Annotated in this window: 9 protein-coding genes; 8 read left to right on the top strand and 1 reads right to left on the bottom strand. The window is 55.7% G+C overall.

The window, feature by feature from the left end; genetic code table 11:
* Positions 1-14 precede the first annotated feature (14 nt).
* From DPO_RS04000 to DPO_RS26565, 8 genes are all read left to right on the top strand, one after another.
* Positions 15-671, top strand: coding sequence for a potassium channel family protein (locus DPO_RS04000; protein WP_006964426.1), 657 nt, complete (start codon positions 15-17; stop codon positions 669-671).
* Positions 668-2095 carry an NAD-binding protein gene (locus DPO_RS03995; protein ID WP_006964425.1) on the top strand — a complete coding sequence of 476 codons (1428 nt, stop codon included), beginning with the start codon at positions 668-670 and terminating at the stop codon, positions 2093-2095. Before DPO_RS04000 ends, DPO_RS03995 begins: the two co-directional genes overlap by 4 nt.
* Before the next feature lie 15 nt (positions 2096-2110).
* The gene (locus DPO_RS03990) at positions 2111-3328 is read left to right on the top strand and encodes a cation:proton antiporter (RefSeq protein ID WP_006964424.1); all 1218 of its coding nucleotides are present in this window, start codon (positions 2111-2113) and stop codon (positions 3326-3328) included.
* Between the two features lie 210 nt (positions 3329-3538).
* A complete protein-coding gene (locus tag DPO_RS03985; protein WP_006964423.1) occupies positions 3539-4189 on the top strand; it encodes an LbetaH domain-containing protein in 651 nt (216 codons plus the stop codon).
* Positions 4190-4294: 105 nt separating this feature from the next.
* Positions 4295-6730 carry a hypothetical protein gene (locus DPO_RS03980; protein ID WP_006964422.1) on the top strand — a complete coding sequence of 812 codons (2436 nt, stop codon included), beginning with the start codon at positions 4295-4297 and terminating at the stop codon, positions 6728-6730.
* Complete coding sequence (locus DPO_RS03975) at positions 6727-7731, top strand: phosphatidylserine decarboxylase (protein ID WP_006964421.1); 1005 nt, start codon at positions 6727-6729, stop codon at positions 7729-7731. The genes DPO_RS03980 and DPO_RS03975 overlap by 4 nt, the downstream gene beginning before the upstream one ends.
* Positions 7731-8786, top strand: coding sequence for a prolipoprotein diacylglyceryl transferase family protein (locus DPO_RS03970; protein ID WP_006964420.1), 1056 nt, complete (start codon positions 7731-7733; stop codon positions 8784-8786). The genes DPO_RS03975 and DPO_RS03970 overlap by 1 nt, the downstream gene beginning before the upstream one ends.
* An 85-nt stretch (positions 8787-8871) precedes the next feature.
* Positions 8872-9288, top strand: a complete 417-nt coding sequence (locus DPO_RS26565) for a TraR/DksA family transcriptional regulator (protein WP_006964419.1) — start codon at positions 8872-8874, stop codon at positions 9286-9288.
* 27 nt (positions 9289-9315) lie between these two features.
* Here the strand turns inward: DPO_RS26565 and DPO_RS03960 are convergent, their stop codons facing one another.
* Positions 9316-12054 carry a glycosyltransferase gene (locus DPO_RS03960; protein WP_006964418.1) on the bottom strand — a complete coding sequence of 913 codons (2739 nt, stop codon included), beginning with the start codon at positions 12052-12054 and terminating at the stop codon, positions 9316-9318.
* Positions 12055-12058: the final 4 nt, after the last annotated feature.

The following is a 12058-nucleotide window of genomic DNA, read 5'->3' as shown; positions in this document are numbered from 1 at the left end:
AAAAAGGAGTTTCCATGAGGCGATTCACGGTAATCGGTGCCGGCAGTTTTGGGTATTATGCAGCCAAGGCCCTGTATGAAAACAAAAACGAGGTGATTGTTATCGACCGCAGCAAAGACCGGATCCAGGCCATCGATCCCTATTGTACCAGCGCCATCGTCCAGGATGCCACAGACATCGAAGCCCTCAAGGGACTGGGCCTGGAAGAGATGGATGCGGTCATTGTCAGCACCGGGGCCAACATCACGCCCAGCATTTTGATCTGTTTTCATCTCAACCGCCTGGAAATCAAACAGATTATCATCAAGGCGGAGGATGATGATCACGGGGAGATCCTCAAGCAGCTGGGGGCCACGGAAGTCATCCGGCCCGGTATGGACATGGCCGGCCGCCTGGCGCTTCGGCTTACTTCTCCCAATATTCTTGAATTTCTGCCTTTGGCGGAAGGCTACACCATTGCCCAGGTGGAGCCGCCAAAACCGTTTGTGGGAAAATCCCTCATGGAGCTGGAACTGCGCAAGCGCTACCAGGTCAATGTGATTGCTGTGAAAGAACAGTTCCCCGAACGGTTTATTATGGTCCCGGGGGCGGAATTCGTCGTCAAGGAAAATGATATCCTGGTCACGATAGGAAAGGAAACAGACCTGGCAAAAATCAGGGAGCTGAAATGAAACTCATCATCTGCGGGGCCGGGCGGATCACGGATGAACTGCTCAAGCGGGCCGGCGCCAACTGGGAAATCACCCTGATCGAAAAAGATGCCGCAAAACTGGCGCCTTTTTCAACCCGATTTCCCAATATCATCCGGGTCATGAGCGAGGACGCCTCCAGCCCGGTGGTGCTTGACAAAGCGGGGCTGTCCAGCCAGGACGGCATTCTGGCCATGACCAGCGATGATGCCGTGAATCTGGCCATTGTGCGGTTTGCAAAACAAGCGGATATCAAAACCGTGCTGGCCGTGGTGCGGGATCCGGAACAGCTGCCCGCGTTTCAGAAACTCGGGGTGTGGACCGTCAGCATGGCAGCGGATGCGGCCCGCAAGGCATATCAGTTTGTGAAGGATCCCCGGATCCGCATCACCGATCTGGGAGAGGGGGAAGGGGAACTGCTGGAACTGGCCGTGGGAGAGCAGGAACTGGCCCGGCTGGAAGATATTACCGGCGCATCGGAACAAAATCCCCGGTGGCGCGTTGCCGGCATTATAAGGGATAACCAGCTGATCTTTCCGGATCAGTACAAGGGGCTGGAAAAAGAAGACCGTTTGTTGATTCTGGGAAAAGACGATCTTTACAATGCATTTTCACGCCATCTGGAGGGATCCCGGCTGCATTTCCCCCGCACCTATGGACAGCGCATGGTTCTGGGGCTGGGAGTTGACAAAGATCCTGACGGCACCACGGAACTGATTAATGAAGCATTCTACCTGGCCCAGGGAACCCACATAGAAAAAATTACCGCCCTTTGTGACAACACTGCATCGGATGTCAAGCAGACCCTGTCGCGGTGGTCGGAAAGCCTTGAGATCGAAATTATTGAAACCGAGGGCCCTGTGGAAAAAACTGCGGTCCACACCGCTGCAGGCAAGGATGCCGGCATTGTCATCCTTCCATTTAAAAAACACTCCCTGGCCGGCACGTTTTTCAAAGGCGGCATCAGTGCCCTGGCAGCCAGACTGCCCTGTCCGCTGCTGTCTGCAAAAATGACAGATCCCTACGAACACCTGATGGTACCATTCAACGGGTCCCTGGCATGCCAGCGGGCCCTGGAGATCACCATGGACCTGGCACAGCAGCTGGAAGCGGAGGTATCCGTGATCATCGTGGCAGAACCCTCTTACCTCAAGGGAAAGCCATCAGGGCCCGACCCCTGGGAGCAGCAGATGGTTCAACAGGTCCGGGACCTGGCCCGGGTCCATGACACCCGGGTTCAGGAAATTGTTCGCCGGGGCAATCCGGTCAAAGAGATTGCGACTGCGGCCGCAGACTGCCAGCTGCTGGTGCTGGCAGGCAATGACGGCCACACCGGATTTTTTTCCATCCAGACCGCAGACATGATCCTGAACCGGGTATCGTGTTCCGTGCTGCTGGTCTCATAAAGGGGTAGAAAAGCAATGGAAATTCACTCTGCATGGGCCCTGGTGCTGGTCTCGCTGGGGGCCGCGTTTCTGCCCAGCTTGGGGCAGCGCCTCCGGCTGCCGTCCGTGGTCCTGGAAATTCTGTTCGGGGTGGTGATCGGCAAAAGCCTGTTGAACCTCCAGTTCGGGGAAGACTGGATCTCTTTTCTGTCCCATCTGGGATTTCTGATCCTGATGTTCCATGCGGGCATGGAAATCAACTTTGGCATGCTCAAAAAACAGCGGGCCGGCATGTTTATCATCCAGGCCGGGGTGTTCCTGCTCACCCTGGTGCTGTCCATGGGCGCGGCTGTTATGCTGGGACAGGGCCTGTATCTGGGTCTGGTTTTGTCCACCACCTCTCTGGGGCTGGTGGTGCCGACCCTCAAAGATACCAATGCCAGCCAGACGCCTTTGGGACAAAATGCGCTTATCGCGGCCACACTGGCTGATTTTCTGACCCTTTTTGGTATCACGTTTTTTTTGCTGTGGCACCAGAACGGGTTTGGCTGGGATTTTCTGCGGCCCTTACCCCTGTTCATCGGATTCGGTGTTCTGTTAAAACTGGTCCAGTTTCTGGCCTGGTGGTATCCGGAAAAAACCGACCGGCTTCTGGCGGATAAGGATTCCCAGGAACTGGGGGTAAGGTTTTCCCTGGCCCTGCTGTTTTTATTTGTGGCCCTGTCCGAGCTGGCCCACCTGGAACCGGTTTTAGGGGCATTTATGGGAGGGGCGCTGCTTTCCATCGTGTTCAGGGAAAAAACACACCTGGAACAAAAACTGTCCGGTTTTGGATATGGATTTCTGGTGCCGTTGTTTTTCATTCATGTGGGCATGCAGTTTGATGTGGCCAATGTCCTGTCCATGGGCCAGCTGGTGTTTACCGGCAAGCTGCTGGGGGTTGCCGTGCTGGTAAAGATTCTGCCCTGCCTGCTTTTTGTGTTCGCCGGACTGTCTTTTTTCAATTCCCTGCATGTGGGTCTGCTCATGACATCCCGGTTGAGCCTCATCATTGTGGCGGCCACCATCGGCCTGGAATTCGGATTTATCACCGAAGCCTTCAAGGATGCCATCATCCTGCTGGCCATTATCACCTGTCTGATGGGACCGACACTTTTCAAGGCGTTTTACCGGTCGGATGGGGATACCCCGGACACCCGGACCCGGATCCAAAAAAAGAACCTTGCCGCCGGCTGGATGCGGCAGCAGAAATAATGGCCAAACCCGGGAGAGGATTTGACGGATCCAGGTTCTTTCCAAGGAAGCTGTCCTGAAATCCTTGATTTTCTGCTGTGGTATCTGCCTGTCACTCAAACAAGATATCGAATACAATCATCATATTCCGGTAACCCCATCCCAACACAAATGCCGGATAATTTTTCGGAACTGTGACCCCATCATTTTTCAGCCGAAAGGACCGGTGCCATGCACGACATCACCCATCTGGCCGCCAACAATGAACTGAAGCAAAAAAAACTGTTTTCCCGCCCGCTGATCCATGAATCTTCCACTGTCATTAACTCCCGGTTCGGAGAATACACGGAAATTGCGGCCGGGTGTTTCTGCAATGAAATCACCCTGGAGGATTATTCCTATCTGTCCTCCTGCGTCCGGGCCATCTGGTGTGATATCGGCAGATTCTCCTCCATCGCCTCCCATTGTGTGATCAATCCGGGGAATCACCCCTACCAGCGGGTGACCCAGAGCCACTGCACGTATCGGTGCCGGCAATACGGGTTTGCCGACCAGGATGATGCGGCGTTCTTTGAATGGCGCCGACAGGATGCCGTGACCATCGGCCATGATGTGTGGCTGGGCCACGGGGTCTATGTGATGCCCGGCGCAAAAATCGCCACTGGCGCCGTGGTGGCGGCCGGATCCGTGGTCACCCGGAACCGGCCCGTGGGGCCCTATGAGATTGCGGCCGGTTCCCCGGCAAAACCCGTCAAAAAACGGTTTTCCGACCGAATCATCGACCGGCTCCTGGAGATCCGGTTCTGGGACTGGCCCCGGGAAAAACTGGAACAGAGATTCAGGGACCTGTACGATGTGGAAGCGTTTATCGAAAAATACTGAGTTGAACACAATCCTATCATCCAGACAATTGATTCCCAACACGTGGGGCGGACAATCATTTCCTGAAAATTGACCATCGAATCTTAAAACAGGATAGATTCCGCCATGTCCAACGCACAGGCAACCAAACCGACCCAGCCCATGCCGGCACCCGATGCCGGGACCCGGGTCGACCTGGCATTTCTGCACCATGCCCTGGAAATCAGGCCCGGGTCTAAGGAAAATTTTGTTCAATCCCTGCCGTTTTCTTTCCGGGATGTCACGGCAGGTGCGGAAAATGAGTTCCAGGCCGTGGTTCTGGGAAAGCGTGCGGATGTGGATCTGCCCATCACCATCGAATCCGCCAATTTTTTCAAGAACATGGTGCGCAGGGCCGAAGCCGGGGACACGTCCCGGAAAACGATCACGGCCCTGGAACGGTATCTGGAACGAAAAAACCATGTCTGGGAAAATTCCTGGGTCCGGTTTCCGGAAAAATGTCTCAATTCATACGCCAGGGGGGTATTTGCATCGGATCTTCTGGCGGACAAAGCATCTCCCGGGGGGGATCTGCGTTCCGATGCCGGCCAGTTCCGGTTCATCCGGGCCGGGGAACCCATGATCCGCATCCCGGTCTCCTACCTGCTCAAACTGGCCCTGGCCGATGTGATCGGGTCGGCCCCCCTGATCCATCCGCGCATCAAACAAACCGGCGAACAGATGATGGCCCATTTTCTCAACGACAACACCTCTCCTGAAATATTTTCCTTTCATCCGGTGCGGTCCGGGGCCGGGTCCCGGGGGATCGGCCGGCCCCTGGCCACTGAAACCCTGATCCGGTTTCTGTTCACCCAGCTGCTGGTCCAGTATGCGGAACAAAAACTGGGACTGAAGGATGCCGGACAGGAGGTGCGGGTGTTTTTTTCGGCTTCCCCGCCGGTCATGCAGCACCGGCTCAATGAATGCCTGTCTGATGCGTTTTACCGCTTTTTGTTCATGAGTCCCTGCCTGTCGGGCTGGAACCGGGGTGAAGAAAAACACACCTATATGACGCTGTGCCACGAGGTGCTGTCCCGAAGCCAGATCAACGGGATCGCCAAACTCAGGGAAGCCGGCATCATCCAGTCCAACCTGGTGATCCTTCCCAACAGCTCCAACATCAGCCTGGCCAACAACGGGACCCATATCAGCATCGGTTCCGAAAAACTGGCAACGCTTCTGTCCGATCCGGGGTCCGGGTTCACTGCACGGCATGAAAAACTTCTGGGGGATCTGGTCATCAAGATCGCGGAGCATTTTCTTTGCCTGTTTCCCGGCACTTACAGCGCTTCTCCCTGCCGTCTCAATTTTGAAGACTTTCACCCGGAAAAGATCCTGGGGTTTCTTCCCCACGAACTGGACTATACCCATCTGCGCATGCTGTGGCGGCGATGGAAAAAAAAGGCGGCCAATCGGATTCTGGGCCGTCCCGTCACCCCTTTCGGCCCGGTCTGGCTGGACCGGCTCATCCGCAGGGTCTTTGGTCTCAAAGGGGATTTTGTCCCGGACTTCCGGCTGGTGGACTACCTGGTTTCGCTGTTGAGTACGGACCAGAGCCCCGGCCTGGACGGCAGTCCCGGCAACAGTGCCCGGCTGGGCCATGATCTGACCCAGATGGGTGTATTCGACACCCGCATGCCCCTGTACCAGTTGATCCGTCTCAGGGAATTTTCCCGCATGGGATACACCGGGTTCGAACACCGGTATTACAGCATTTTTGAGCATGTTCTGACAGACATGGGCAACGCCGCAGACATGCAGACCCTGATCACGGCACTGGCCTATCAATACGTTCTCAACGGGGAGGTGACCCATGCCATGATTCCCGACACACCGGACGTGGAAAGCGAACGGCGCCAGCTGTTTTTCTGTGCGGCCCTGAACCTGCCCTTCTGTTATGTGAAGACCGATACCCGGAACCGGTTTCTGAAAACCATCGTGTCCGGAATTTCCCATACCCGGAAAAGCCGGCGGTACCCGGGATATACGCGGATCAAAGTCAAAGATTACAAACTGGCCCTTGTCAGCACGCTGAAAAAAGACGGCAGCGCCCTGATCGAAGACCTTCGGCTGCATGGGGTCCTGGCTGACCTGCAGGGCCGGATCCATTCCCCGGACACTCGTTCCGCGTGCGGCCGGCTGGTCAAAGGCATTCTGGACTCCCGGAAAAAACAGGATCCTATGACCTGTCCCGGAGATGTGTTCAACCGGGATGCCGAACAATATTACCAGGAAACGCTGCGAAAACAGCATATGGCCGAAGGGTTCAAAATCCTGATCAGCGAATTTTCCGGCATGAATCTGTGGGCCGGGTTCAGGGAACCGGTTTTCAAGGATATCATTCATACCATTCTCCCGGATACAGACCTGGACCGGTTTCTCAGGCAGGTGAAACATCCGTTGATGGCCCATGATCTCCCCGCAGAACAGATAAAAAAACTGCTGTTTCTGATCATGCTGTATGTCAACATGGAGGCCGGTCATGCCGCACCCCGCCAACTATCAGCCAGGAGGGGTGAATGAACCCGGGAACACACCAGTATATTGACCGGCACACGGGCCGGGTTCACACGGAAACCCTTGTGGCGGATCAGACCATTGCCTTCCTGTACGCCAGGGTCCGGGAAAATGCCCCGGCCATGTTCGATCTGCTGATCTCCGCCAGAATGTCGGCCCTTCTGGGATTTCTGTGCTTTGATCTGCCTTTGAACACCCATATTCCAGATCCCGGCCGATTTTTGAACCAAAGGGGAATCCCTTTCAGGGAGATTTTCGGGCCGGTGAATCAACTCGATACCTTCCGGCGGTTTTTTGAACGGAAACTCCGGTACTGGGACTGCCGTCCCATGACCGATGACCCCGGGGCCTTTGTTTCACCGGCCGATGCCCGAATCCTGCCCGGTTCCTTTACAGACAACCGGCACCTGTGCATCAAGGATAAACTGTTTCAGTATGAGGAACTGACCGGTATGGACCGGCCGTGGCACCGCACGTTCCGGGACGGAGAGTATGCCGTTTTCCGCCTGACCCCGGACAAGTATCACTACACCCATGTTCCCGTGTCCGGCAGGGTAAAGGATGTCTACGAAATCAACGGCTGCTTCCATTCCTGCAACCCCGGGGCTGTGGTGCAAACCATCACCCCGTTTTCCAAGAACCGGCGGGTGGTGACGGTCATTGACACGGATGTGCCGGACGGCACAGGGGTGGGACACGTGGCCATGGTGGAGATTGTGGCGCTGATGATCGGCCGGATCGTTGAATGCTACAGCCCGGTCCGGTATGAACCGGTCCGGCCGTTGCAGCCGGGCATGTTCATTCAAAAAGGGCAGCCCAAAAGCCTGTTCCGACCCGGCAGCTCCACCGTGGTGCTGCTGTTTGAAAAAAACCGGGTCCGGTTCTGCCCGGATCTGCTGGCAAACACCCGGCGGTTCGATGTGAAATCCCGGTTTTCAAGCCGATTCGGCGTGCCGCTGGTGGAAACGGATTTAAACGTCAGGGAAACCATTGGAAAGGCGGTCTGATGACTGAATTGTTTTTTATCACTGGCATGGGTGTGTTGACAGCCGTGGCTTTGTGGTGGGGATTTCGACATCTGCCCCGGGAAAAATGGCAGATCATGGCGGTGGTGCCCCGGCACAAAACCGAACAGGGGTGGCAGGGACTCAATCTCACCTATTATGGGGTGTTGTGTGCCAATGCTTATACCGTTGCCGTGGTGCTGTTTTTGATACTGGCCACCTCGGCCCGGATATCTCTGTCCGGCCTGTGTGTTTTCATTACAGGTGTTCTGGCTGTCTGTCTGCCGGCGTCCCGGATCATCGCCCGGGTGGTGGAAAAGAAAAAAGGCACCCTTACTGTGGGCGGGGCCGTGTTTGCGGGCATCCTGGTTTCCCCTCTCCTGGTGCTGCTCATCAACCGGGTCTTTGAACCCGTCATGGCAACTCCGTTACACCCTTTGATTCTGCTGTCCGCAGTATCCATTGCCTATGCCTTCGGTGAAGGTCTGGGCCGCCTGGCCTGCATCAGCTTCGGGTGCTGCTACGGCAAACCCCTGGACCAGTGTCCTCCGGTCATTCAAACACTGTTTTCCCGGTTTTACCTGATATTCACCGGCCCCTTGAAAAAAATCACCTATGCTTCCGGATATGACGGACAAAAGGTCGTGCCCGTGCAGATTATCACGGCTGCCCTGTCCACCGGGACCGGGCTGGCCGGCACCCTCCTGTTTTTGAACGGATTTTATCGCACGGCCTTTCTGGTCACCCTGGCCGTCACCCAGATATGGCGGTTTGTTTCCGAATTTCTCCGGGCGGATTTCAGAGGCGGCCGGCGCATCACCGCCTACCAGATCATGGCCCTGGTCACCCTGGGATTTGCCGGTGCCCTGGCCCTGGGGCTGCCCGTGGACAACAACAGTCTCCCCCAGCCCCGCCTCCAAGAGGCGGTCTCCGCCCTGTGGACCCCCTGGATGATTCTTTTTGTCCAGGGGATCTGGGCCGCCTCGTTTTTTCACACCGGAAAAAGCGAGGTGACCGGCTCCCGCATCTTTTTTCATGTGGAAAAACCCCATATTTAATTGTTTTTTAATAGGGTCATAATACCGGCATAACGCCACCAAAGCATCATACCGGATATCATCAATTATTTTTCAGGAGTCCGCCATGAAAACCTTACTGCCGTCTTCCACAAATTTCAGTCCGTCTATCCCCCCGTTTCTGGACAATGAGAAACTTTGCCGGTTCAAGGAACAACTGCTGACAAAACAGGTGGAACTGGTCCGCAAACGATCCGAGATCAAAACAAAGATCCGGAGCCTGAAAATGAAACATGCGGATCTGTTGGATCAAAGTATTCTCATGGGTTGCATCGACAATGAAATCCTTCATTCCCAACGTTGTGACGACCTCATCGCACAGATCGAAAAAGCATTGGAAAGAATCGAAAACGGTGAATTCGGATATTGCGAACTCACCGGAGACCCCATTGATATCAGACGTCTGGAAGTGCAGCCCTGGGCCACCCTGTCCATCAAAGCCCTGGAGAACATTGAAAAAAAACATGACAGCCGCCGGTTTTAATGAATACCGCCGGCCTTTGATGCGGGTTCAATATCCGATGGCGGCCTTCAGGGTTTCTTTTTTTAACACCCTTTCCGACAGGGAATCCGTTCCATCTGTATGCACGGTATCTCCCAGTCCCAGATTATTCAAAAACGCATTGAAAATGGTTTCCCGGGAAAACGACCTGGCCCGCCTCAAACTGTTCTTTTTCAAGGTGTGCCGAAACGTTTCATCCCTGACGAACCGGGCGATGCCTTCGGCGAGCCCTGCCGGATCTTCGGCCAGAATCCCGTTTTCCCGGGTCTGAATGATTTCAAGAGGTCCTTTTTCCGCATAGGCCGCCACCGCAGCCCCGCAACTCATGGCCTCCAGGATGACATTCCCGAAAGTGTCGAACCGGGAAGGCAGCACCAGCAGATCCGTCCGGGAATACAAGGCCGGCATACGAAACCGGTCCACCCAGCCCAGGAACAGCGCTCCAGGCAGCAGGGCTTTCAACCGGTTTTCGGCCGGACCCGTGCCGGCGATCACCAGCCGGACCGTCACTCCGGACCGATCCAGGGCTGCCATAATTTCGGGCAGATCAAACACCCCTTTTTCTTCGCTGAGCCGCCCGGCATACACCAAAACGATATCGCTTTCTGAAATTTGTTCCCCGAACACGGCCCGCCGGTCCCCGGGCAGAGGGCGGAACCTCTCATCCACCCAGTGGGCCGTGTTGTAAACCCGGGAGCCGTCATAGGCAATGGCCGGCCCCGTGAGCCAGTTCCGGTGATCCCGGTTCAATACAAAAATGCCGTCAAACTGGTGGTAAAACGCTCTGAGCATCCGGCGGATCCGGTCCATCACCGGGGGCGGCAGTTCCATGGTATGCCGGAAAAATGTCAGCCAGTCCGTGTGCATGAAAAAATAGACGGGCACGGCCATGGACTGTTTGAGAAACAGGGCCGCCAGCCCCATCAGCAGTTCCGTGGAGCAGATGATCCGGTCATATCCCCCCTGGATGAACAGGGCCTGGACAGCCAGGAGATCCGGGACCTGAAACACATGATCCGGGTAACCGGGAACGGTAAAACTTCCCACGGGCGGCACCACCTTTAAATGGGGAGCTTCCTGAATCCGGTCATGGCAGACCAGAAAATCGATGGGCAGATCCCGTTCCTGGATAAAAGACAGCTTTCTGGACAGGGATGTGGACACGCCGTTGTCGTCACACAGGGTATCGGTGAGCCAGAGGACACGCCGGGGATGGACATGACGTCCCAGGGACCGGGCAAAGCCGTTGACAAACTCCCGCTGGCCCATCAGCACCCGGGTGGAGAGCAAAGAGGCCCCGGCAATGACCCCCCAGGCCAGCACGGGAAAGGTCAGGGCATCAAAAAAATCGGATAGATTGATCCGGGAGCCATGATCCAGTGTCGGTTCCGGATCTTCTTCAAACAACGCCCTGACATGGGACGGGAGTTCGAGCTGTTGAATCAGGTCCGCCAGGTTTTTGTTCCGAACCCTGTCCAGATGCTCCCAGTGACCGGCCCGGGAAGCGACCCGTTTTGCAATGATCTGGTTCAGGCAGGAAAACATCCGGGAAGACCCGGTTTTCAGCAGTTCCATATAACGCTTCCGGTCCCGGGATCTGGCCCGGGCGATCTCATCGATGGCCCGGATCAGGGGCCGGAAATCCGGGGTCACCTTGAACCGGCTGATCAGGCCGGGCCGTCTGCCGTGCAGGGCCTCGTGAAACGATCTGAAAAAAAACAGGGTGAACCGGTGCCGCCGAAGCTCCTGCATGGCATTGCTGAACCCCAGACAGACCAGCTTGTCCCGAAGGCTTCCTTTATGGAGAAACATTCTGAGCAGTCCGGGCTCTTTCATGTTCAAAGCGATCTGGGACAGGTAATCCATGAACGCGACATTGAGCTTTTCATGGATAAACACCTCACCATAGGGATGCATGGTGCCGCTTTGGATTGCTTCCAGTGCCAGCAGAGACAGGGGCGTTTGCTTTCGTTTCTTCTCCAGATCCGGCACATACAGGCCCGTGCCGCAGGTACCGGCAAACAAACCCATGTGATCATCCGATCCTCCCGTGACCCGCTTGTCATAGACAAATCTGCAGAAATTTTCCGACCGGATACCGTGTTTTTTCTGCCAGTGATCGATCCGCTCTTCGGTCAGGCTGTCCAGCCATTCCCAGGTCAACAGGTTCTGCCACACATCCCGCTGGCCGTTGAGCACCTCGAACCGGTCGAACATCAGAGCCAGGTGCTCGTACATGACCGGATCCGGACCCTTGGCACCGGCCCCCACATACAGGGGGTGGGGCAGTATTGTGGAGATATCATGATCCGCCGCATAGGTGAGAAAGGCCGGCAGATCATTTCTCAACCCGTTGAGGATCTCCTCCTGGGCCGGGGTGAACCCATAAGCCAGCACATGCAGGCGGGTATTGAACCTCTTGAAAAAGCAGGTGAATTCTGCCCCTGAAAGCACATCCCTGCCGGTTTCCATCAACTCCCAGCAGGACCGGGCATTGTTGTGGTTGGTAATGGTGACCAGATCGCACCGGTGTTCATTCAGACAGGTAACCAGCTCGTCCGTCTTCAACCAGGTTTCCGGAAACCGCAGGATTCTGCCCAGAAGCTCGTCCGTGACATCGGAGTTACAGTCATGGCAGTGCAGATCGATTCGAAGGCATTCTTTTTCCGGAAACTGTGACTGATGTTCGTCCAGGCGCTGCTGGAATGTCTGTTGAATCTGCTGCTGAAACTGTCCGGACTCTGACATGGTA

Origin of the sequence: Desulfotignum phosphitoxidans DSM 13687, from assembly GCF_000350545.1 — a bacterium.
GTDB classification, from domain to species: Bacteria; Desulfobacterota; Desulfobacteria; order Desulfobacterales; family Desulfobacteraceae; genus Desulfotignum; species Desulfotignum phosphitoxidans.
The sequence above is the reverse complement of the archived record's forward strand: the minus strand, read 5'-3'. Positions and strand labels throughout refer to the sequence as shown.

Bases quoted from the DNA above. Each gene is read 5' to 3' on its own strand.
- DPO_RS04000 (WP_006964426.1), top strand. From the start codon at position 15: ATGAGGCGATTCACGGTAATCGGTGCCGGCAGTTTTGGGTATTATGCA.
- DPO_RS03995 (WP_006964425.1), top strand. From the start codon at position 668: ATGAAACTCATCATCTGCGGGGCCGGGCGGATCACGGATGAACTGCTC.
- DPO_RS03990 (WP_006964424.1), top strand. From the start codon at position 2,111: ATGGAAATTCACTCTGCATGGGCCCTGGTGCTGGTCTCGCTGGGGGCC.
- DPO_RS03985 (WP_006964423.1), top strand. From the start codon at position 3,539: ATGCACGACATCACCCATCTGGCCGCCAACAATGAACTGAAGCAAAAA.
- DPO_RS03980 (WP_006964422.1), top strand. From the start codon at position 4,295: ATGTCCAACGCACAGGCAACCAAACCGACCCAGCCCATGCCGGCACCC.
- DPO_RS03975 (WP_006964421.1), top strand. From the start codon at position 6,727: ATGAACCCGGGAACACACCAGTATATTGACCGGCACACGGGCCGGGTT.
- DPO_RS03970 (WP_006964420.1), top strand. From the start codon at position 7,731: ATGACTGAATTGTTTTTTATCACTGGCATGGGTGTGTTGACAGCCGTG.
- DPO_RS26565 (WP_006964419.1), top strand. From the start codon at position 8,872: ATGAAAACCTTACTGCCGTCTTCCACAAATTTCAGTCCGTCTATCCCC.
- DPO_RS03960 (WP_006964418.1), bottom strand. From the start codon at position 12,054: ATGTCAGAGTCCGGACAGTTTCAGCAGCAGATTCAACAGACATTCCAG.